Consider the following 20,973-nt stretch of genomic DNA (forward strand, 5'->3'; position numbering starts at 1 on the left):
CAGATAAACGAAAGTATAAAATATTAAAGATATGAGCACCAAAACTATTCCATATATACCTAATAAGGTGAAAGATATTTCCCTTGCCGCTTGGGGAAGAAAAGAAATTGAATTGGCAGAATCGGAAATGCCTGGCTTAATGGCCTTGCGGGAAGAGTATAAAAACGAGCAACCGCTAAAAGGTGCCCGTATTGCCGGATGCCTACATATGACGATACAAACAGCTGTTTTAATTGAAACGTTAACTGCCTTGGGTGCTGAAGTAACTTGGAGTTCCTGTAACATATTCTCTACCCAAGACCAGGCCGCAGCCGCTATTGCCGCCGCAGGTATATCTGTATATGCTTGGAAAGGCATGAACGAGCAAGAGTTCGATTGGTGTATCGAACAGACGTTATTTTTTGGGGAAGAGCGCAAACCTTTGAATATGATTTTAGATGATGGCGGGGATCTAACCAATATGGTGTTGGACAAATATCCAGAAATGGCCGTAGGCATTAAAGGGCTTTCAGAAGAAACTACCACGGGCGTTCACCGCTTATACGAGCGAGTTAAGAAAGGAACACTTCCTATGCCCGCTATCAATGTAAACGACTCTGTTACCAAATCTAAATTTGACAATAAATATGGTTGCCGTGAAAGTGCTGTTGATGCTATCCGTAGAGCGACCGATACTATGCTGGCCGGTAAAAGGGTGGTTGTTGCAGGTTATGGTGATGTAGGAAAAGGGACTGCTGCTTCCTTTAAAGGAGCGGGATCAATTGTTACCGTTACCGAAATCGACCCAATTTGTGCTTTACAGGCGTGTATGGACGGTTTTGAAGTGAAAAAATTGGAAACCGTGATCGGTAATGCGGATATTGTTATCACCACCACAGGAAACAAAGATATTATCAGGGCAGAGCATTTTGAAGCCCTAAAGGATAAAGCCATTGTATGCAACATTGGCCATTTTGATAATGAAATCGATATGGCATGGTTGAACAAAAACCACGGTAGCACCAAGGATGAGATAAAGCCGCAGGTTGATAAATATACGATCAACGGTAAGGATATCATTATTTTAGCAGAAGGCCGATTGGTAAATCTTGGTTGCGCCACAGGACATCCAAGTTTTGTGATGAGCAACTCGTTCACTAACCAAACTTTGGCACAAATAGAACTTTGGAAGAATAGTGCCAATTATGATAATGATGTTTATATGCTACCCAAACATTTGGATGAAAAAGTGGCGAAACTACATTTAGCACGTTTAGGGGCTGAACTTACCGAATTGAAGCAAGACCAGGCTGATTATATTGGTGTAAGCGTTGAAGGACCTTTTAAACCCGAATACTATCGCTATTAAGATTGTAATAGGTATTAAAAAAAAGGGCCCTGAAGAAATTCAGGGCCCTTTTTTTTAAATTATTATATAGAGTTGGCGGATTAGTTGTTCTCGGCCAACATTCCTTCTAAATAGTAACAATCGGTTTGCTCCTTAATCTGGGCCAAACCTTCTTCTTTAGAACTTAAAGGATTAATTTTAACCTCTTTTCCATTAGGCATGTAAACGATATAAAATCCTTCTTCGAAGGATGATAATTTAATGATTTCGCCATTTGGACGAACGGCATTCCATGATTTTTCGCTTGGCTTGTATACCAAATCAATTTTCTTCCCTTTTTTAGGGCCTTCAACTACAGTTACCTGCATTCTATTTTTAGAAGCGATCATTTCAAATGTATTACCATCTCGTTCTACCATTTGGGTTTCTTGCTCTCCTTCCTTCATAGCAATTGGATTAGAACCACTCCAAAATTCGATTACGTTAAAAATTATGGTATCTCCCAAAAAGAATAAGCCGTAAACCGGAATAATATTCAAGCCCCAAAACACAAGGTTGTTTACAAATTTACTGTCAGATAATCCTTGGTTCCAGTCCTTTAAGTTATTAAAAGCACTAAAAGAACCTAAGCAGCTAGAAAATAATAAGGTACTAGCCATTGCCACACAAATAATTGATTTTTTCATGATTAAGATTGTTTAGAATTAAGCCTTTAAAGTAGCTAAAATTCCTACAAGGGCACATGCTTTTATAGAATTATTATTGACTTGAAACCATTTCAATTGATTTTACAACAGCTGATTTTAGTCCTGCAAGTTTCATTCATATTACCGTTCATCAGTTGACCTTTTAAGAAAATCAACAAAATTTAAATTCATTTTCTTCTTTTAAGTCTTTTCCCGTACTTCGTTAAAAACTAAAGAATGATACTATTTGTAGATATGGACGAGGTCATCGCAGATACCTATGGTGCCCATATAGAGTTATATAATACAGAATTCAATGGCAAGCTCACAAAAGAGCTATGTGCCGGTATGGAAGTATGGCGTATGGTACCTGATGCCCATCAAGAAAGTGTTCGTAAACATGCCACCCGAAGAGGTTTCTTTCGAGCCCTAAAACCTATCGCCGATAGTCAAGAAGTTCTGGCTAAACTAGCTGAAAAATATGAAATTTATATTGCCTCCGCAGCTATGCAATTTCCTAATTCTTTAGAAGAAAAGAGTGAATGGCTAGATGAACACTTTCCATTTATCCCTTGGCAAAACCGTATCTTATGTGGGCACAAACATATCCTAAAAGGAGATGTACTTATTGATGACAGAAGTTATAACCTAGCAAGTTTTGAAGGCAGAAGCCTTCAATTTACTTCACCTCACAATATAAACACCGAAGGATTTGAAAGAGTGGACACTTGGCTTGAAGTTGCAGAAGCTCTTTTATAACAGCTTTTAGGTGTCGAACAAGGCGGATATACGAATCATTAAAACCAAAAAACCCCTTCATACAATGAAGGGGTTTTTTGGTAAAAATAAATTTATTGATTAAGCTTCGAAAGGCTCAATGGAAACAAAAGATTTTCCACCAGCTTTTTTCTCAAACTTAACCATACCATCTACACGTGCGTGTAATGTGTGATCTTTTCCTGCATAAACATTTTCACCAGGATTATGTTTTGTTCCACGCTGTCTAACCAAAATGTTACCAGCAATAGCGGCCTGACCACCAAAAATCTTAACACCTAATCGTTTCGATTCTGATTCTCTACCGTTTTTTGAACTACCTACACCTTTCTTATGTGCCATTGTCTAAGGTTTTATTATATTATACTTAATGGTCAGCCTTATTTAGCTACACCACCATCTAATTCATCTTGCCATTTCTGCAACTCGTCCCACTTCCCATCGGCAGCTAATTGTGCTTGCTTTGGCCAAGTATCGGTTACATGATTTCCACGTACATCGGCAATGATTTCATCAATCTTAGACGAATCTGTTTTTGCCAACTCTGCAAAGGTAGTAATTCCGGCATCATTTAAGGTTTCTGCAATTTTCGGACCGATACCTTCAATCTTTTTCAAATCGTCTCCTTTAGCTGCAGCTTTTTTAGCCTTTGGTTTTGAGGCCACCGACTCTTCGACAGAAGCGGCTTTGCTTTCTTCTTTCTTCGCTTTAAGCTCGGCCTTTTTGGATTCTGCTTTCTTAGCTCCTTTCGCAATGATGGATTCGATTACGATTTCAGTCAACGACTGACGATGTCCATTTTTCTTTCTGTAACCCTTACGTCTCTTTTTATGGAAAACGATTACTTTGTCACCTTTAAGGTGTTTAACGACTTTAGCCTCTACTGTGGCTCCGTCTATAGCCGGGGCGCCAACGGTAACGTTCGATCCATCGGCCAAAAGAAGTACATTGTCAAAAGTGACCTTTTTACCCTCTTCTACCTGTAAACGGTGAACGTACACTTTCTGGTCTTTCGCAACTTTAAATTGCTGCCCTGCCATCTCTACAATTGCGTACATATTGTTAAATGTAAAAATTAAACCTGATGGATTTTTTCCATAGGCGGGTGCAAATATACTGCTTACTGGTGAATTTGCAAGCTTTTTTTAATTTTTAATCCCGTTTGATTTTTGTGGTATTGGAAGATTTGAACAACTGCATAAACGCCAAAGTCAAAACTAAACTGGTCGTAAACCCCATGACTGCCACCACCAAAAATACAATGGCCTCAAAACTACGGTAATTATTGGCCCATTTTGTCGACAGCTCTTCTAAAAAACCGGGTTGAAGCTCTGTAGAGTACAGGGCAAAAAACAACGTAAATATTAAAGTTGCCACCCCCCCTGTAATCAATCCTGCCATAAAACCTCCGCTATAGGTAAATGAAGTACCCCTTTTCAGCTTGTAATATTTAATGGCTTCATAAATGGCGAAGCCTGTTATCACGACATTGAAAAGACTATAGAATACGTCTACATGAAGTCCAAAAAGTGATAGAACTAAAAAATAAGCGATAAGACTACCACTTGCCGCGACTCCGAATCGAATAGGTAATGCAAAATTATTCATAACTACTTATTTTTGGTTTGTTCATGAATTTAATATAATCAATAAACATTTAATTACGAATAATAAATTGTTAAGAATTAATCTACAGACAAGAAAACTTACAAAAAAATCATATAATTGTAACACTTCCCCTATATTGAACACTAATCCCAAGGTCGGTAATCTATATTAAACACCATTGAAATGAAAAAGAAATTACTAATGGCTGCGTCTGTATTCCTATATGGGCTTTGCTCATCTGCACAAGAAGTCAATTACGAGGAATATGATTTGGACAATGGACTCCATGTTATTCTTCATCAAGACAACACCGCCCCTATAGTTACAACCTCGGTCATGTATCATGTTGGGGGTAAAGACAGAACAGAAGGTCGCACAGGTTTTGCACACCTATTCGAACACTTATTATTTGAAGGGACAGAAAATATAGAGAAAGGAAAATGGTTTGAAATAGTGGCTTCAAATGGTGGCTCAAATAATGCAAATACAACACAAGATCGCACCTATTATTACGAAGTCTTTCCTTCCAATAATTTAAAATTAGGGCTATGGATGGAATCTGAACGTATGTTACATCCAATTATCGAACAAGGTGGGGTCGATACCCAAAAAGAAGTGGTTAAAGAGGAGAAAAGATTAAGGTACGATAATTCTCCTTACGGACAATTTCTTCCCGAATTAGGAAAAAACCTGTTTGACAAACATCCTTACAAGGATCCCAACATTGGCTATATGGCCGATTTAGATGCTGCCACCCTAGCGGATGTGATTGCCTATAATAAAAAATACTATGTTCCTAATAACGCCGTACTAGTCGTTGCAGGGGATATTGATTTACCGAACACAAAGCAGATGATAAAGGATTACTTCGGCCCCATACCAAAAGGAGAAGAAATCGTTCGAAACTACCCCAAAGAAACACCGATCACCGCGCAGAAAAACGCAAAGGCATATGATTCTAACATTCAAATCCCTGCCTCTATGATCGCCTACAGAACGCCCGGATTTAAAGAAAAGGATGCCTATGTATTGGATATGATCTCTACATATTTAAGTGACGGACCATCTTCTAAGCTGTACAAAAAAATGGTAGATGATCAAAAGCAGGCCCTACAAGTTGGCGCCTTCAATATCTCTCAAGAAGATTATGGCATGTATGTCGTTTTTGGGCTTCCCGTGGGCGAAACCAGTTTAGAGACCCTTACCACAGAAATGGAAGAGGAAGTCGAAAAGGTAAGAACAAGCTTAATTTCAGAAAAGGATTATCAAAAATTGCAGAATAAATTTGAGAACCAGTTCGTGAATTCAAATTCCAGTGTTGAAGGTATTGCCAATTCTTTGGCCAGATACTATTTATTGTATGGCGATACTTCTCTAATAAATAAGGAAATAGATATCTATCGTTCCATTACCCGAGAGGATATTAAAGAGGTGGCCAATAAATATTTAAATCCTAACCAAAGATTGGTATTGGAATATCTTCCAGCAGAAAATACAGCAAACTAGACATGAAAATGAAAAAAGTATATATAGTAATAGCCGCATTTTTTACGATATTAGGAGCGCAGGCACAAGTAGACCGCACCGTCATGCCCAAACCGGGTCCCGCACCTGAAATCAACTTGAGCGACCCAGAGAGTTTTCAGTTGAATAACGGACTAAAAGTTATGGTTGTTGAAAACCATAAACTTCCTAGGGTATCCATACAACTTACCATAGACAACCCACCGATTTTAGAAGGTAATAAAGCCGGGGTGAGCAGTCTTACCGGTAGTCTATTGGGGAACGGCTCAACCAACATTCCAAAAGACGAATTCAATGAGGAAATCGATTTTCTCGGCGCGCGGTTAAGCTTTGGATCACAAAGTGCCTATGCACAATCGCTGTCCAAATATTTCCCAAGGATGATGGAATTAATGGCCGATGCTGCTATCAATCCCAACTTTACCCAAGATGAATTTGAAAAGGAAAAGAACATTTTGATTACCGGCCTAAAATCTGAAGAGAAAGATGTTTCCGCCATTGCAGGTAGAGTTCAGCGAGCTTTGGCTTATGGAAAAGATCACCCATACGGGGAATTCACTACTGAAGAAACGGTCAATAATGTCACCCTTGCTAATGTTGAAGAATTCTACAGGGACTATTTTGTGCCTGCAAATGCTTATTTAATCGTGGTGGGGGATGTAACCTTTGATCAAGTCAAGGAATTAACTGAAAAATATTTTACACCATGGACAAAAGCCGTTCCTCCGAGTTTTAGTTATTCGAATCCTAAAAATGTACCAAACACACAGATCAATTTTGTAGATATGCCCAATGCGGTACAATCTGAGATAGCGGTACAGAATGTTGTGGAATTGAAAATGAAAGATGCAGATTACATCCCTGTATTGGTGGCAAATCAAATTCTAGGTGGTGGCGGTGAAGGCCGTTTATTCCTTAATTTAAGGGAAGACAAAGGATATACTTACGGATCATACTCCTCCATTAATGATGACAAATACGCAGCATCAAGTTTTAGGGCCACAGCACAAGTTAGAAATGCGGTCACCGATAGTTCGGTAGTAGAAATTTTAAAGGAAATAGACCGAATTAATGCAGAACCTGTAAGTGAAAAAGAACTTAAAAACACCAAAGCAAAATATGCAGGTAGGTTTATAATGGCTCTGGAAGACCCACAAACCATAGCGCGTTATGCTTTGAATATTGAAACCGAAGACCTTCCGAAGGATTTTTACAAAACTTATTTGGAAAAATTGGACAAGGTCACTATCGCCGATGTTCAAAATGCCGCCAAAAAATATTTTAATTCCGCTAACGCCCGGGTTGTTGTCACAGGTAAGGGAAGTGAGGTACTCGAAAACCTACAAAATGTAGATTATAAAGGAAAAAAATTACCCGTACTTTATTACTCCAAAACGGCAGAACGAACCGATGCTCCAAATTATGAAGCAAGTGTTCCAGAAGGTTTAACAGCGAAAGCCGTTATTGAAAAGTATATCGAAGCTATAGGTGGAAAAGCAAAATTAGAAGCAGTGAAATCGTATTCATTGACTGCTGCCGCAGAGATGCAAGGAATGAAATTGGATCTTGAAATGAAAAAAACGGCTAATGATCAATTCATGCAAAATGTGCAAATGATGGGTAATTCTGTCAGCAAGCAAGTTCTTGATGGCGACAATGGCTATATGATCAATCAAGGACAACGTAAAGATTTATCGGAAGAGGAAATCATTAAAATAAAAGAAGAATCCGCTCCTTTTCCAGAACTGAATTATTTAGCCGCGGGTGGTATTTCTCTAGAAGGCACTGAAATGGTCGGCGACAAAACTGCCTACAAATTAAATATAACTGGCGGAAAAACAGCCTTTTACGATACAGAAACCGGGCTTAAATTACAAGAAGTGAACAGTGCGGAAATACAAGGACAACAAGTGCAAAGCACATTCACATTTGAAGACTATAAGGAGGTATCGGGTATTTTATTCCCATTTAAACTGATACAGAGCGTTGGACCACAAGATATTGAATTCAATGTTTCGGAAATAAAGGTCAACGAAGGGCTAACATCTGAAGATTTTAAATAAAAAAAAGCGCGTTGAAAATTAAAGCCCAGTTCTGAAAAGAGCTGGGCTTTAATTTTTCTGAACACTAGAACAAATTATCCTATTTTTCGAACCCTAGCTTCGCCAATGATAATGCCCCTATCCACTTGGGCACTTCCTGTATAATTTACATTAGTTTCCCCGTAACAGGTAACCTTCAATCGATCTGATACGTTTACCCTAAAATTGCTTTCCCCATAGGCGGTAATTTTTGTTTCATTGGCATCCATTCCAACGGTATTCACCTCACTTTCGCCATAAGCCCTGTACACTTGTCTGTCTACGTTTCCGTCGCCTATTTCCAAATAGCTACTTCCATAAATGGCGACCGTAAGTTCATTGATCGAGACCGAATCAAAATATACCTTTACCTCACCGTAAAGGGACATTTTAAAATCATCCGATTTTAATGGTGTTTTTGATTGTACGATTTCCTCTCCCCTAACAGATAAATTCTTGAGCGTTCTGTAGGTTATGGTAGCGGTAGCCATTGTTCCAGAATATAAAGGTTTATTCCCTCTCCATTTGTCACTTGAAACTCGTTCAGACTTTGTAACCATTTCGGCACCATCTAAATACACCCTTAGCGTATTCCCTTCAACCTCAACATTTATTTTGTCCATATCAACTTTTGCATTTTCAATGACCACTCCTTCTTCATCACCTTCAATAAGATTGACGGCAATATGTGGACTTACGATAATTTTATCAAAAGTCTTTACCGTATAACTTTTGTGCTGGGCCATTAAACCAAAACACACAAATACGATAGCCACTAACGTAATTATAGATTTCTTCATAAGGTTTGTTTTTGAAATAGATTTCTTTAAAGACCAACAACAATCTTCTTTGTTACACTTTATAATAAAATTCAACTATCTATTCTTTCTTTTTCCGATTTACCAACCAAACCCCGAACAGAATTATCAATCCGCCAAACAATTGAACCAATGAGATATGTTCTCCATCCAATAGACCCCAAAGAATGGCCACTAGAGGAATTAAATACGTGACGGATGCCGCAAAAACCGGACTCGACAACTGTATTAATTTATTAAAAAGAATATTGGCCAATGCGGTACCCAGCAATGCCAATGCCAATAAATACCATACGGATTCGTGCATGGCAATATCTCCCTTAAACTGCGAAAATACCCCAGAATACAGGAGTATCACTAAAGCAGGAAAAAATGCAACCCCAAAACTTGCCGTGGTTACCGCCAACGGAGTTAAATGTGCCAAATGCTTTTTGATGATGTTGATATTGAAGGAATAGCTTAAAGCGGAAAAAATAATGAAAAAAGAATACCAATAGTTTTGGTTAGGATTATGGTCCATGCCAGCGGTAATGAGCAATACCGTTCCTAAAAGTCCAATGAAAACCCCAAGCACCTGTCTTCTTTTCAAAGCCAATCCAAAAAGTACCATACCGACTATGGTAGTAAACAAGGGTACAATAGAATTGAGGATGGACGTAATTCCACTACTGATCTGTGTTTGCCCCAGGGCAAAGAAAAAAGGAGGAATAAATGAGCTACAAAGTCCCGCTAAGGTGATCCATTTCCAATCGGTTTTTGACAAGGTCTTAAGTGATTTAAATCCTAAAATAAATAGAAGTAACGACGCAAATACGATTCGTAATCCCCCGACTTGCATTGGAGTAAAACCAAGCAGGGACTTCTTAATTAGGATAAAAGAAGAACCCCATATTAACGAAAGAATGCTAAGGTAAATCCACTTTTGTTCTATTTGTTTCACCATCTGTTTATTGAAGACCACAAATGTTGTCTTTTTTCGTAACTAATCTTTAGTAATCCTGATTTTCTCTACTTATTTTTGTCAAAATTCACAAGTTGAGAAAAATCTCTTCCTCTTTTTTCATTATTCTTTATCGAATGACCATGGCCAGACCCTTTATGCCCTTGTTGGAAGTAGATTGTGAAAAAAGATTATATTTCAGAATTTTATACCTGAATAGGAATAAGTGAAATTTAGAACGTGATGGGAAAGTTATTTCATTTTGAAATCTGTTATGACCGAACCCAAAGTAAAATAATACCTTTATACCATTAATTAAGTTTTCATTAAAGCGAAAAATTGAAATGAAAAATACATTATTTATCTTTTTTACAGTCTTCGTACTTAGTTTAACTTCTTGCAAGGAAGATAAAAAAACGGAAGAACCTACCCGGATGGAAGAGGTGATGGCCGTACATGACGAGGTTATGCCAAAAATGCCAACCTTAGGTAAATTAGTAAGTCAGTTAAAACCAATGGCAGATTCTCTAGGCCCAGAATCAATTGAGGCCAAGGCGATGAAAGATTTACAAGAAGCCAATAAGGCCATGATGGATTGGATGCAAGGTTTTGGAGACCGCTTTGATCCTGATGAAATCATGAACGGTAAGGAACTTTCTGAAGAAAAAAAGAAATGGCTTAAAGAGGAAGAGGAAAAAATAAACAAGGTCAAAGCTGATTTCAAGACCAGCATTGAAAAAGCCGAAGAGATTTTGAACAAGTAACTGAAAGTGAGTTTAAAAATTCAACCACCACTTCTCTGAAAGATCATCATTCTCTTGAACATAAATGAGTTGACCGATTTTTGGAGTAATCATGTCAACACCAATTTCTTTTGCTTTAACAGAAACGCGTTCAACAGGCTCCGTCCATGGGTGCATTGCGAGTTTAAACGCCGCCCAATGTATGGGCATCATACGTTTTGCCCTAACATCAACACTTGCTTGTGCAGTTTCTTCTGGCATCATATGAATCTCTTTCCACAGTTCATTATACTGACCGCATTCCATCATTGCAAAATCAAACGGACCATATTTATTTCCGATTTCCTCAAAATGGGTTCCGTAACCGCTATCACCACTAAAGAATATATTCTCTTTGTCAGTTCTTAAAATCCAAGAACTCCATAAGGTATTCCCTTTATCATTTAAACCTCTTCCTGAAAAATGCTGTGCAGGGGTACAGATTAAATCTATTCCCAAATAACTAGTTTCATCCCACCAATCCATTTCTACGATGGCATTATCAGGTACGCCCCAAGCTTTTAAATGAGCACCAACGCCGAGCGGGGTAAAAAATTTACCGACCTTATCCTTTAAAACCATCACAGAACCATAGTCCAAATGATCATAATGGTCGTGAGAGAATATAACAGCATCGATCTCAGGAAGCTTTTCAATTTCTATAGGGAGATTATTACTGAAGCGGTTGGTTCCCAACATAGGATTCGGGGCAGGAACTCGACCGAACATAGGGTCGATTAAAATATTCTTCCCTTTGACCTGCACTAGGAATGTTGAATGCCCGAACCATATTAATCGTGTAGCACCTGTATAAGTTGCAATGTCTGTCGAATCAATCTTTTTTACCGTTATATTCTTATCAGGAATAGTATTAGGCCGAGGCACAAAATATCCTTTCATAGTCTTTAGGATATCTTTAAACCCCAATTTAGAATCTACACCGCCAGTATTACTGAACTTTCCGTTGGTGTACTGTGGGGATGTCGTATAACGCTCTCTTTGTTTCTCAGTTGGTTTACCTCCAAATTGTGGGCTTAATACTGTAAACAGAAAGACACTCAGTAACAGAAAAACAACCACCCCAATAATTGCTACGACCATTTTCTTTACAACCTTTTTGAGTATAATCATTTATAGTTGAAGGTAAATTTATGATATTTTCAAAAAGGTAATTTCACCAAATCTACATTACCTCCAGAAATTATGACTCCGACTTTTTTATCTTTGATCAACTTCGGATTTTCTTCAGCTTCACTAATCAATGCCGCAAGCGCGACCGCACTCGAAGGTTCGATGATAATCTTCATACGCTCCCACACCAAGCGCATTGCAGCTATTATTTCTGCTTCCGTTACCCTTATTATTTTAGTGACATGTTCTTTTATAATTGGGAAATTCTTATCACCCAAGGTAGTTTTTAATCCGTCAGCAATGGTATTTACCGTTTCATTATCCTCAATTTTACCACTCAACAAAGAACGGTAGGCATCGTCTGCCTCAAACGGTTCACCGCCCATAACCTTGCAATTATTGCCGAAGAATTCTGCCGCCAAGGCAGATCCCGCTATTAGCCCTCCCCCACCAATAGGACAAAAAATAAAATCAAGGTCAGCATGTTCTCTCAAAAGCTCAATGGCCGCCGTACCTTGCCCAAGAATTACATTTTCATCGTTGGATGGGTGGATGAATGTTGCACCGGTTCGCTGTGCTATTTCATCTGCCAAACCTTGTCTAGCCACTACTGTCGACTCACATTCGTATATTTTACCACCATATTCCCTTACGCCCACTTTTTTTACTTCGGGTGCGGTATTGGGCATTACAATGTGAGCAGTAACTCCGATACTTTGGGCAGCTAAGGATAAAGCTTGGGCAAAATTGCCGGAGGAATGTGTAACGACTCCATTTTTCTTTTGCTCGTCGGTTAATTGTAAAATGGCATTGGTAGCACCCCTCATTTTATAAGCTCCTGCACGCTGAAAATTTTCACACTTAAAAAAAATGTTGGCCCCTATTTTCTTATCTATTAATCTAGAAGTGAGAATAGTGGTGTTATGGATATAGGGCTTTATACGTTCATGACAATTTAAGATATCAAGTGCCGTCATATTTTCTCTATTTAATCTTTCCATTTCAAGGTTTCGATAATTCCACGAATGTCATTCTGCAGGTAAGCCGCAGCCGGCAGAATAGAATCATAATTGGGTTTTGTATAGAAATAAACTGAACCCGTTAAAAAATGCTCCGTGCTATCCGTCACAAAGAATTGTGACTGTGAAGCGGCATTTCCCTGCACCTCAAATAAAGCTCCATAAACTTTATCTTTTGGATTAACAAATGGTTGTTCTACAATATTATCGGCCTTTGCGGCATGTTCATAACTAAGCCGTTTTGAATCTTTGATCAATTGATCTAAATTATGGTCCACTTTTTTGTAGCTTAAAAAAATGGCCCCTTTCATTTCTGGATATGCAATGGTAAACGCATTCTCACTATTTACCTCAGGTTTGGCCAATTGATTATACTTGAAACTAAAGTTGTTTGTTTCCAACTCCGCTAATTTTCCCTGAGGGTATTCCAAACGGATTTTGGCCTTTGGCTTAGGAATAGGCTCATCGTGGCAGCTTATTACTGAAAACAACATCATTGCACCACAAAACACCTCTCTAAGCTTCATTCGGCAAGGTTACTTTTATCTGTTTCAATCTTTTTTTATCCATTGCTTCCACTACAAAGGTGTAAGAGTCGAAAACTATTTTCTCTCCACGTTTTGGAAAGCTCCCGGCTTTTTCCAAAACAAAACCGGCCAAGGTTTCTGACTCACCTTTATTATCCTCGAAAATTTCATTGTCCTCTAACCGTATTACCCTATAAAAATCCTTTAAAGGTGTCTTACCTTCAAAAACATAATTGAGGTCGTCCAGTTTGGAGAAAACCAAATCCTCATCATCAAACTCATCACTTATATCACCCACAATTTCTTCAATAATATCTTCTAAAGTCACTAATCCAGAAGTACCTCCATATTCATCGACCACAATGGCCAAATGATTTTTCTTTTCCTGGAACTCGGCCAATAAATCATCCAATTTCTTATTCTCTGGCACGAAATAGGGTTCCCGTATCAATGTCATCCAATTAAAGGTCTTTCTATCTAAATATGGCAATAGGTCTTTAACATATAAAACTCCTTTCACCGTATCAATATTATCGCCAAAAACGGGGATACGGGAATAACCGTTCTTTTTTATTTCGGCAAGAACTTCTGGGAATTTCATTTGTTCATTTAGGGCAAAAATATCGATGCGAGGCCGCATTACTTGCTTGGTATCGGTATTACCAAAGGTGACAATACCCTCTAAAATTTTCTTTTCTTCCTTTGTAGTATCTCCATGTGAGGTCAAATCTAACGCCTGTGACAAATGATCGATACTCAAATTCGATTTCTGTTTCCCCAGTTTTTTATATAAGAATAACGTGCCAGAGCGCATGGGCAAACTAAGGGGAGAAAAAATAAAGTCTAAAACTCTCAATGGAAATGCCATGAAGTGCGAAAAGCTCATTCTATTTCGATTCGCATAGACCTTGGGTAAAATTTCACCGAACATTAAAATGAGAAATGTGGCTACAACCACTTCTAACAAAAAACGCACGGATAGCAACCCGAATAATACCTGGTCAATATTTGCAAAAAGGGTGTCCCCAATGATACTGAAAAGTAATACCACACCAATATTGATCGCATTATTGGCGATCAATATGGTCGCCAAGAGTTTTTTAGGACGTTCCAGAAGTTTTATGAGAATATTGCTCTTGGCCGATTTTTCGTCCTGCAATTCTTTTATCTCTGTTGGGGAAAGACCGAACATAGCTACCTCTGCCCCAGAAATAAGAGCAGAACAAATAAGCAATAGAATTAGTACGATAATATTTATGGCAAATACACCGTTCACGACCAAAGAAGTTACTAAAAACGGTAAGGGGTCTAGGTCCAATAGTAGCTATTTAATAGTTGTTAGAATGGGAGATCATCCTCTTCCGTCTGACCTAAAGGCGTTGAGTCCTTCGGAGGAGTTCTATTATCATTACCTGCATTTTGTGCATTGCCAGATGTATTGTCACTATTCGCCATACTTTCTTTCTTGGTGGTCAAAAAAGTGAATTCCTGTACATGTATTTCGGTAGTATATCTTGTATTGCCATCTTCACCTTGCCATTGACGGTTCTTCAATCTACCCTCAACATACACCTTATCACCTTTGCTCAAATATTTTTCACAAATTTCAGCAGCTTTGTTGCGTACCACAATGTTATGCCAGTCTGTATTGGTAACACGTTCTCCAGTAGATTTATTGGTGTAGGTTTCATTTGTAGCTATCGGAAATCTGCCAATGCTACCCCCGCCTTCAAAGTAATGCATTTTCACTTCATCACCCAAATGCCCGATCAGCATAACCTTATTTAATGTACCGTTCATAATATAAATGTATAAAAATCAAAAGTACTAAAATTTAAACGCTTTAATAAAATCAGCTATTAAAACAGGTACCGGATATTGGATTAAGTTTTCAAAAGGGATTTGAAATGGAATCTCTTCTTTCGTTTTCAAAATCCAAAAATTAGTATATAAGGTTTGATGGGACAACTTATGGATGATGGGTTTTTCATTGTACGCAGAAAGCTCAATGGCATCAACTCCTCCCAATACTTCTTTATGGCTGCTCAGAATAGCATCTCCATCTAAAATTGCTTTGGACTCCAACAAGGGAAATTCCCATAAGTTCTGCCAAATTCCTTTTCCCGATCGTTTTTGAATATAAGTAAATTTATTTCCTTCACCATCCATATAAATAGGTACGAGGTAATTAAAATAACGACTCCTTACCTTGGTCTTATTGATTTTTACGGGCAACTGATCGATAATACCTTTTTGTAAGGCTACACAACTTTCGTTCAATGGGCACTGTAAACAATTGGGGTTTTTAGGTGTACATTGAATAGCACCGAATTCCATAATCCCTTGATTATAGTCCCGTATTTGCTTTATATCCATTACTTTTTGGGCCAGAGCCTTGAAATACTTAATACCCGCAGTGCTGTTGATCGGAGTATCTATTCCAAAATAACGGGCAAGTACCCTATAAACATTGCCGTCAACTACCGCATGGGCCTCGTTAAAACATATAGATGCTATAGCACTTGCCGTATAATCTCCCACTCCTTTTAATTTAAGTAGGTCATTATAGTTGTCAGGAAATACGCCATTAAAATCGTTTACTACAATTTTAGAAGTTGCATGCAAATTGCGGGCTCTGGAATAATACCCTAGTCCCTGCCATAACTTCAATATTTCTTCTTCTTCGGCATCGGCCATATTTCCCACAGACGGAAAAGCTTCAACAAACTTCAAATAATACGGTGTTCCTTGGGCTACACGGGTCTGTTGCAGTATGATTTCAGACAACCAAATTTTATAGGGATCAACGGTCTCACGCCATGGCAATGAACGCTTATTTTGGCGGTACCACTTCAAAATTTTACCTGAAAACGACATCCTCTTTTATACTAAGGGATAAAAGTAGCAGTTTATATACTTAAAATTAACCTATTAGAAAGAAAGATTGAATTTAATTTATATATTTGCAACCCGAAAAAACATACAGAAAATCTAATATTGAAAGATGACGAAAGCGGAAATTGTATCGAAAATCTCAGATAAACTGGGAATTGAAAAAGGAGATGTACAAGCTACAGTTGAATCCTTTATGGAAGAGGTAAAAACATCATTGGAAAGTGGTGACAATGTTTACCTAAGAGGTTTTGGAAGTTTTATTATTAAAACTAGAGCAGAAAAGACCGGAAGGAATATTTCCAAGAACACGACCATTAAAATACCCGCTCACAACATTCCAGCATTTAAACCAGCTAAGGTTTTTGTAGAAGGAGTTAAGAGCAACGTACACGTAAAATAATTAAACTTAAAAAAGAACTTTATGCCCAGCGGTAAGAAAAGAAAAAGACATAAGGTAGCAACTCATAAACGCAAAAAGCGTAGGAGAGCTAACCGACACAAGAAAAAGTAGTTTTTTTAACTACTTTTTCTTTTTACGTTCATTGACATAGAAGTCCCAGTAATGGATTTCGGCAGGTGCAATTGCGTCTGTTTAAGGTATTGTTTAATCAGTTCTTCCCTTTTTATATAAGAGGGACGACTAAAAATATATTCAGGTGAATAGAGAATTAATCGTAAGATCTAGTTCCCAAGCCGTTGACTTTGCCTTGCTAAAGGACGGACAACTCACTGAACTGCATAAAGAAGAAAATAGTAACGATTTCTCGGTAGGCGATATTTTTCTCGCCAAAATCAGAAAGCCGGTTACAGGCCTCAACGCCGCGTTCGTAAACGTAGGTTACGAAAAAGATGCATTCTTGCATTACCACGACCTTGGCCCACAATTATCTTCAATGCTAAAGTTCATTAAACAAGTGAGCTCAGGAAAATTAAAGGATTATTCCTTGAAGAACTTTCCGTTCGATACCGATATTGACAAAAACGGAGTAATTACCGATGTCATTAAGGCCAACCAATCACTATTGGTTCAAATTGTTAAAGAACCTATATCCACTAAAGGACCCAGAATAAGTTCCGAGCTATCCATAGCCGGGCGCTATTTGGTAATGGTTCCATTCTCTGACCGTGTGTCCGTATCACAAAAAATTGCGAGCAAGGAAGAGAAAGATAGGTTGAAAAGACTTGTTAAGAGTATTAAACCAAAAGGATTTGGTGTAATTATCAGAACAGTCGCAGAAGGACAAAAAGTAGCGGAGCTGGACAAAGATCTAGAAAACTTGCTGAACAAATGGACAGCAATGTGTAAAAAATTATATCGTGCTCAAACACCTTCAAAAGTATTTGTAGAACTAAATAGGGCATCCTCTATCTTAAGAGACGTGTTCAATGATAGTTATACAGGAATACATGTTGATGATGCCACTTTATTTAACGAAATTAAAGAATATGTGGCCGAAATTGCTCCAGATAAGGAGGATATTGTAAAGCACTATAACACCAACGTACCGATTTTTGAGAAATTCGGTATAGAAAGACAAATTAAAACATCTTTCGGTCGTACGGCAACCATGAGCAAAGGTGCCTATTTAATTATAGAGCATACCGAAGCACTTCATGTAATAGACGTAAACAGCGGTAACAGATCAAATAAAGCCAAAAACCAAGAAGATACCGCTCTCGAGGTAAATCTATTGGCCGCCTCTGAAATTGCAAGGCAACTACGCCTTCGTGATATGGGAGGTATTATCGTTGTAGATTTTATCGATATGATAAAAGCACAACATAGAAAAAAGCTTTTTGAACACCTTAGGGATGAAATGAAAGATGATCGTGCCAAACACAAAATACTACCCCCAAGTAAATTTGGTCTAATTCAGATCACCCGACAACGGGTACGACCTGAAATGAACATTAAAACAACCGAAGAAGACCCGAATAATATCGGGAAAGAGGTTGAAGCTCCTATTGTTTTAATAGACAAAATTACGGTAGATCTTGAAAGGCTCCTAAAAGGCCCCGCAAAAGACAACAGTATAACACTAAATATACACCCCTTTATAGCGGCATTCATTACCAAAGGATTTCCATCGCTGAGGACCAAATGGTTCTTGGAACATAAAAGATGGATCAAAATACAACCTAGAGATGCATATACGTATCTCGAATACCGTTTCATCAATAAAGATGGAAAAACAATATATTAATATTATAAAAAAGCGACTTTCAAAAGAAGTCGCTTTTTTTGTTTCGTATTTTTGAAAGGTATGAACCAGAGAACAAAAGGCTATACCCTTCCTGAAGCTATTAAAAAGATAGAAAATTACTGTGCCTATCAAGACCGTTGCCATAAAGAAGTGGTTTCAAAATTGAAAGAAATGGGCATGATACCTTTAGCAATCGACACTATAGTGGGTCAACTTATAGAAAGTAGATTTTTAAATGAGGAACGTTTTGCAAAAAGTTTTGCCCGAGGAAAATTCAACATTAAAAAATGGGGTAAAAAAAGAATCGTAAGCGAGCTTCAATCCAGAAATATATCTAAATACAATATAAACACAGCTCTTAAAGAAATTGATGACCACGAATATTTGAACACCCTTAATGATTTGGCAAAGAAAAGACTTGAGCAACTGTCTGAGACTAATGTTCAAAAACGAAAGAAAAAATTAGCCGATTATTTACTATACCGAGGCTGGGAAAGTCATTTAGTTTATGAAAAATTACAGGAACTTATTCCATAATCAAATAGAAGGCGATTAACTTTTAGGGAATAGATTTAAGTTTTTGTTGGTTTTTGAAATAGCCTTTTCATTCTTCGAATCTATCCATTTTTGCCCCTTCAATTTGCGCATTAAAACATCATAATGTCTCATAATCAACACATTATAAAATGCCCTTGAGAGATTTTTAGGATTTCTGGCAATTGCCCTTAAGCTCATTGAAAAACCAGGAGTGCGATACTTCATATAATGCCAAAAACCTTCTGGCATATACAAAACCTCCCCATGCGAAAGCGTTGTCCCATATCCTGCTGCATTTTTTAAGGCCGGCCACTTTTCATAATCTGGATTGGAGAAGTCAATACTTTCATGGGTGATTAAAGAATGTGGAACTTTATAAAGATTCTTGGTCTCTGATTGTGGGAACAAAATCACCTCTTTCTCCCCATCAAAATGAAAATGGAAAATATTGGCTAAATCGATATCATAATGCATAAACGTATAAGAATCAGTACCCCCAAAAAACAACATGGGTAATCCTTTCATCAGTTTCAATCCAAAATCTGGAAAACTATAATCATTTTGCAATTCTGGAACTTCCTTTAAAATATTCCACAGAAAAATACGGTATTTTGTGGGCTCGCTTTTTAATAAATCCACGTAATCTGCCATTTTCATTTTGGCGTGCGGTTCATTGAAACCATCTTTATGTTGCACCGGCCGGTTGTCATATAGGGGTACCGTTTTGTCTCCCGCCACTCTCTTCATGTACGAAAGATCCCACTTTTCAAAAGCAGGCCAATCAACAATGGCCCTCTGCAAAACAACTGGTTTTTGTGGCTTAAAATAGTTCTGAATAAAATCTTCCTTGGTAATTTGATCTACCCGTGGAATTTCTGCTAACTTCAATGGCACTTGATTTTTAAGGAAACCAAAGGTAATTAACGTTAAGAAAATAATTTCTTAAAAATCTATTAATGTAAGATTAGTCGGCGATTTTGGCTTTTTGCTTTGCCGATTCATTTCGTTCTATGGTATGTCCCGGTCTTGACCATTTTGGTTTTTCTCCCAGCTGCTGAAATTGAGAATCTGTGGCTTCTACCGTTTTTGGTTGTGAGACCTTGGTAAATGGTTTCTGAGGATTCAATCCCAATAACCTGAACATTTCCATATCATCGTTGACATCTGGGTTGGGTGTTGTCAACAACTTATCTCCAGCGAAAATAGAATTTGCTCCAGCGAAAAAGCACATGGCTTGCCCTTCCCTGCTCATTTGCGTACGACCTGCAGATAAGCGCACTTGGGTTTGTGGCATTACAATGCGGGTAGTTGCTACCATGCGGATCATTTCCCAAATAGAAATAGGCTCTATATCCTCCATCGGAGTTCCTTCTACGGCAACAAGGGCATTAATAGGAACCGATTCCGGTTGTGGATTTAAAGAGGTTAAAGCGACCAACATACCTGCCCGATCTTCCAAGGCCTCTCCCATACCGATAATTCCTCCACTACAAACGGTGACATTACTTTTACGTACATTCTCGATAGTGTCTAAACGATCTTGAAAAGCACGGGTAGAAATAACATCCTTATAATAGTCTTCCGAGGTATCTAGATTGTGGTTGTAGGCATACAAGCCTGCCTCTGCCAAACGTCTTGCCTGATTTTCGGTCAGCATACCTAAGGTGCAGCAAACCTCCATATCCAATTTATTGATGGTACGCACCATTTCCAAGACCTGGTCGAATTCGGGGCCGTCCTTAACGTTTCTCCATGCGGCACCCATACAAACCCTAGAGCTTCCAGAGGCTTTAGCGCGTAATGCCTGCGCTTTTACATGGGACACGGTCATAAGGTCATTGCCTTTTACATCGGTATGGTAACGGGCCGCTTGTGGACAGTAACCACAATCTTCTGGACAACCTCCTGTTTTGATGGACAGTAATGTAGAAACCTGAACCGTATTTGGATCATGGTATTTTCTATGGACGGACGCCGCCTCATAAAGCAGTTCCATTAATGGTTTATTATAAATGTCTAGAATTTCTTCTTTTGTCCAATTGTGTCTAGCTTCGCTCATAAATCATGTTCGTTCAGAATTCAAAAATAGATGAATTCCTGTAGAAAAAATAATAAAG

The 20,973-nt window shown here is 38.2% G+C and carries 22 protein-coding genes; 8 read left to right on the top strand and 14 right to left on the bottom strand.

Translation table 11 applies throughout. The features are described from left to right. Nucleotides 1-31 precede the first annotated feature (31 nt). Entirely contained in the window at nt 32-1,348 is a 1,317-nt protein-coding gene (ahcY, locus tag ACNR9Q_RS01790; RefSeq protein ID WP_419212874.1) for an adenosylhomocysteinase, read from the top strand. Nucleotides 1,349-1,428: 80 nt separating this feature from the next. Here the strand turns inward: ahcY and ACNR9Q_RS01795 are convergent, their stop codons facing one another. Continuing rightward, entirely contained in the window at nt 1,429-2,013 is a 585-nt protein-coding gene (locus tag ACNR9Q_RS01795) for a DUF3332 domain-containing protein (protein ID WP_419212875.1), read from the bottom strand. 237 nt (nt 2,014-2,250) lie between these two features. Between ACNR9Q_RS01795 and ACNR9Q_RS01800 the strand changes: the two genes are divergently transcribed. Next, nucleotides 2,251-2,772 (top strand): 5' nucleotidase, NT5C type, encoded by a 522-nt coding sequence (locus tag ACNR9Q_RS01800; protein ID WP_419212876.1) that lies wholly within the window; start codon nt 2,251-2,253, stop codon nt 2,770-2,772. A 99-nt stretch (nt 2,773-2,871) separates the two neighbouring features. Here the strand turns inward: ACNR9Q_RS01800 and rpmA are convergent, their stop codons facing one another. The 3 genes from rpmA to ACNR9Q_RS01815 form a co-directional block, all read right to left on the bottom strand. Further along, a complete protein-coding gene (rpmA, locus tag ACNR9Q_RS01805) occupies nt 2,872-3,132 on the bottom strand; it encodes a 50S ribosomal protein L27 (protein WP_419212877.1) in 261 nt (86 codons plus the stop codon). 38 nt (nt 3,133-3,170) lie between these two features. After that, complete coding sequence (rplU, locus tag ACNR9Q_RS01810; protein ID WP_419212878.1) at nt 3,171-3,848, bottom strand: 50S ribosomal protein L21; 678 nt, start codon at nt 3,846-3,848, stop codon at nt 3,171-3,173. A gap of 94 nt (nt 3,849-3,942) precedes the next feature. Then, nucleotides 3,943-4,398: a DUF4199 domain-containing protein gene (locus tag ACNR9Q_RS01815; protein WP_419212879.1), complete on the bottom strand. Its 456-nt coding sequence runs from the start codon at nt 4,396-4,398 to the stop codon at nt 3,943-3,945. 183 nt (nt 4,399-4,581) lie between these two features. On the opposite strand from ACNR9Q_RS01815, the gene ACNR9Q_RS01820 reads away from it, so the two are divergent. After that, on the top strand, nt 4,582-5,904 hold the full coding sequence (locus ACNR9Q_RS01820) for a M16 family metallopeptidase (RefSeq protein WP_419212880.1): 1,323 nt from the start codon (nt 4,582-4,584) through the stop codon (nt 5,902-5,904). A gap of 8 nt (nt 5,905-5,912) precedes the next feature. Further along, entirely contained in the window at nt 5,913-7,985 is a 2,073-nt protein-coding gene (locus ACNR9Q_RS01825; RefSeq protein ID WP_419212881.1) for a M16 family metallopeptidase, read from the top strand. Between the two features lie 74 nt (nt 7,986-8,059). Here the strand turns inward: ACNR9Q_RS01825 and ACNR9Q_RS01830 are convergent, their stop codons facing one another. Both ACNR9Q_RS01830 and ACNR9Q_RS01835 read right to left on the bottom strand, forming a co-directional pair. Further along, nucleotides 8,060-8,803, bottom strand: coding sequence for a head GIN domain-containing protein (locus ACNR9Q_RS01830; protein ID WP_419212882.1), 744 nt, complete (start codon nt 8,801-8,803; stop codon nt 8,060-8,062). 79 nt (nt 8,804-8,882) lie between these two features. Further along, nucleotides 8,883-9,761, bottom strand: coding sequence for a DMT family transporter (locus tag ACNR9Q_RS01835; RefSeq protein WP_419212883.1), 879 nt, complete (start codon nt 9,759-9,761; stop codon nt 8,883-8,885). 344 nt (nt 9,762-10,105) lie between these two features. Between ACNR9Q_RS01835 and ACNR9Q_RS01840 the strand changes: the two genes are divergently transcribed. Next, nucleotides 10,106-10,525 carry a hypothetical protein gene (locus tag ACNR9Q_RS01840; protein WP_419212884.1) on the top strand — a complete coding sequence of 140 codons (420 nt, stop codon included), beginning with the start codon at nt 10,106-10,108 and terminating at the stop codon, nt 10,523-10,525. Between the two features lie 12 nt (nt 10,526-10,537). On the opposite strand, the gene ACNR9Q_RS01845 is transcribed toward ACNR9Q_RS01840, so the two are convergent. Genes ACNR9Q_RS01845 through mutY form a run of 6 tightly spaced genes read right to left on the bottom strand, consistent with a single transcriptional unit; the run spans nt 10,538 to nt 16,097 of the window. After that, nucleotides 10,538-11,644: an MBL fold metallo-hydrolase gene (locus ACNR9Q_RS01845; protein ID WP_419212885.1), complete on the bottom strand. Its 1,107-nt coding sequence runs from the start codon at nt 11,642-11,644 to the stop codon at nt 10,538-10,540. Between the two features lie 59 nt (nt 11,645-11,703). Beyond that, nucleotides 11,704-12,675, bottom strand: coding sequence for a pyridoxal-phosphate dependent enzyme (locus ACNR9Q_RS01850; RefSeq protein ID WP_419212886.1), 972 nt, complete (start codon nt 12,673-12,675; stop codon nt 11,704-11,706). Further along, nucleotides 12,663-13,220, bottom strand: a complete 558-nt coding sequence (gldD, locus tag ACNR9Q_RS01855) for a gliding motility lipoprotein GldD (protein WP_419212887.1) — start codon at nt 13,218-13,220, stop codon at nt 12,663-12,665. Before gldD ends, ACNR9Q_RS01850 begins: the two co-directional genes overlap by 13 nt. Beyond that, on the bottom strand, nt 13,210-14,538 hold the full coding sequence (locus tag ACNR9Q_RS01860; protein WP_419212888.1) for a gliding motility-associated protein GldE: 1,329 nt from the start codon (nt 14,536-14,538) through the stop codon (nt 13,210-13,212). Before ACNR9Q_RS01860 ends, gldD begins: the two co-directional genes overlap by 11 nt. Nucleotides 14,539-14,558: 20 nt before the next feature. Beyond that, entirely contained in the window at nt 14,559-15,020 is a 462-nt protein-coding gene (locus ACNR9Q_RS01865; RefSeq protein WP_419212889.1) for a single-stranded DNA-binding protein, read from the bottom strand. A 27-nt stretch (nt 15,021-15,047) separates the two neighbouring features. Further along, on the bottom strand, nt 15,048-16,097 hold the full coding sequence (gene mutY, locus ACNR9Q_RS01870; RefSeq protein WP_419212890.1) for an A/G-specific adenine glycosylase: 1,050 nt from the start codon (nt 16,095-16,097) through the stop codon (nt 15,048-15,050). A gap of 127 nt (nt 16,098-16,224) precedes the next feature. Here mutY and ACNR9Q_RS01875 point away from each other — a divergent pair, with 127 nt between their 5' ends. The 3 genes from ACNR9Q_RS01875 (at nt 16,225) to ACNR9Q_RS01885 (ending at nt 18,856) form a co-directional block, all read left to right on the top strand. Continuing rightward, entirely contained in the window at nt 16,225-16,515 is a 291-nt protein-coding gene (locus ACNR9Q_RS01875; protein ID WP_027065813.1) for an HU family DNA-binding protein, read from the top strand. Nucleotides 16,516-16,771: 256 nt separating this feature from the next. After that, nucleotides 16,772-18,319: an Rne/Rng family ribonuclease gene (locus tag ACNR9Q_RS01880; RefSeq protein WP_419212891.1), complete on the top strand. Its 1,548-nt coding sequence runs from the start codon at nt 16,772-16,774 to the stop codon at nt 18,317-18,319. 60 nt (nt 18,320-18,379) lie between these two features. Further along, nucleotides 18,380-18,856 carry a regulatory protein RecX gene (locus tag ACNR9Q_RS01885; protein ID WP_419212892.1) on the top strand — a complete coding sequence of 159 codons (477 nt, stop codon included), beginning with the start codon at nt 18,380-18,382 and terminating at the stop codon, nt 18,854-18,856. A gap of 15 nt (nt 18,857-18,871) precedes the next feature. Here the strand turns inward: ACNR9Q_RS01885 and ACNR9Q_RS01890 are convergent, their stop codons facing one another. Together ACNR9Q_RS01890 and bioB are read right to left on the bottom strand one after the other, a co-directional pair. Continuing rightward, complete coding sequence (locus tag ACNR9Q_RS01890) at nt 18,872-19,744, bottom strand: cupin-like domain-containing protein (protein ID WP_419212893.1); 873 nt, start codon at nt 19,742-19,744, stop codon at nt 18,872-18,874. A 76-nt stretch (nt 19,745-19,820) separates the two neighbouring features. Further along, complete coding sequence (gene bioB, locus ACNR9Q_RS01895; protein ID WP_419212894.1) at nt 19,821-20,915, bottom strand: biotin synthase BioB; 1,095 nt, start codon at nt 20,913-20,915, stop codon at nt 19,821-19,823. Between the last annotated feature and the right edge of the window lie 58 nt (nt 20,916-20,973).

This window comes from Maribacter sp. X9 (assembly GCF_048537565.1).
In the GTDB taxonomy this organism is placed as follows: Bacteria; Bacteroidota; Bacteroidia; order Flavobacteriales; family Flavobacteriaceae; genus Maribacter.

What these genes read in the sequence shown, in the direction of transcription:
- bioB (WP_419212894.1), bottom strand. Translation starts at nt 20,915, where the DNA reads ATGAGCGAAGCTAGACACAATTGGACAAAAGAAGAAATTCTAGACATT.
- ahcY (WP_419212874.1), top strand. Translation starts at nt 32, where the DNA reads ATGAGCACCAAAACTATTCCATATATACCTAATAAGGTGAAAGATATT.
- ACNR9Q_RS01850 (WP_419212886.1), bottom strand. Translation starts at nt 12,675, where the DNA reads ATGGAAAGATTAAATAGAGAAAATATGACGGCACTTGATATCTTAAAT.
- ACNR9Q_RS01865 (WP_419212889.1), bottom strand. Translation starts at nt 15,020, where the DNA reads ATGAACGGTACATTAAATAAGGTTATGCTGATCGGGCATTTGGGTGAT.
- ACNR9Q_RS01825 (WP_419212881.1), top strand. Translation starts at nt 5,913, where the DNA reads ATGAAAAAAGTATATATAGTAATAGCCGCATTTTTTACGATATTAGGA.
- ACNR9Q_RS01820 (WP_419212880.1), top strand. Translation starts at nt 4,582, where the DNA reads ATGAAAAAGAAATTACTAATGGCTGCGTCTGTATTCCTATATGGGCTT.
- rpmA (WP_419212877.1), bottom strand. Translation starts at nt 3,132, where the DNA reads ATGGCACATAAGAAAGGTGTAGGTAGTTCAAAAAACGGTAGAGAATCA.
- ACNR9Q_RS01830 (WP_419212882.1), bottom strand. Translation starts at nt 8,803, where the DNA reads ATGAAGAAATCTATAATTACGTTAGTGGCTATCGTATTTGTGTGTTTT.
- ACNR9Q_RS01800 (WP_419212876.1), top strand. Translation starts at nt 2,251, where the DNA reads ATGATACTATTTGTAGATATGGACGAGGTCATCGCAGATACCTATGGT.
- mutY (WP_419212890.1), bottom strand. Translation starts at nt 16,097, where the DNA reads ATGTCGTTTTCAGGTAAAATTTTGAAGTGGTACCGCCAAAATAAGCGT.
- ACNR9Q_RS01845 (WP_419212885.1), bottom strand. Translation starts at nt 11,644, where the DNA reads ATGGTCGTAGCAATTATTGGGGTGGTTGTTTTTCTGTTACTGAGTGTC.
- ACNR9Q_RS01875 (WP_027065813.1), top strand. Translation starts at nt 16,225, where the DNA reads ATGACGAAAGCGGAAATTGTATCGAAAATCTCAGATAAACTGGGAATT.
- rplU (WP_419212878.1), bottom strand. Translation starts at nt 3,848, where the DNA reads ATGTACGCAATTGTAGAGATGGCAGGGCAGCAATTTAAAGTTGCGAAA.
- gldD (WP_419212887.1), bottom strand. Translation starts at nt 13,220, where the DNA reads ATGAAGCTTAGAGAGGTGTTTTGTGGTGCAATGATGTTGTTTTCAGTA.
- ACNR9Q_RS01795 (WP_419212875.1), bottom strand. Translation starts at nt 2,013, where the DNA reads ATGAAAAAATCAATTATTTGTGTGGCAATGGCTAGTACCTTATTATTT.
- ACNR9Q_RS01815 (WP_419212879.1), bottom strand. Translation starts at nt 4,398, where the DNA reads ATGAATAATTTTGCATTACCTATTCGATTCGGAGTCGCGGCAAGTGGT.
- ACNR9Q_RS01885 (WP_419212892.1), top strand. Translation starts at nt 18,380, where the DNA reads ATGAACCAGAGAACAAAAGGCTATACCCTTCCTGAAGCTATTAAAAAG.
- ACNR9Q_RS01840 (WP_419212884.1), top strand. Translation starts at nt 10,106, where the DNA reads ATGAAAAATACATTATTTATCTTTTTTACAGTCTTCGTACTTAGTTTA.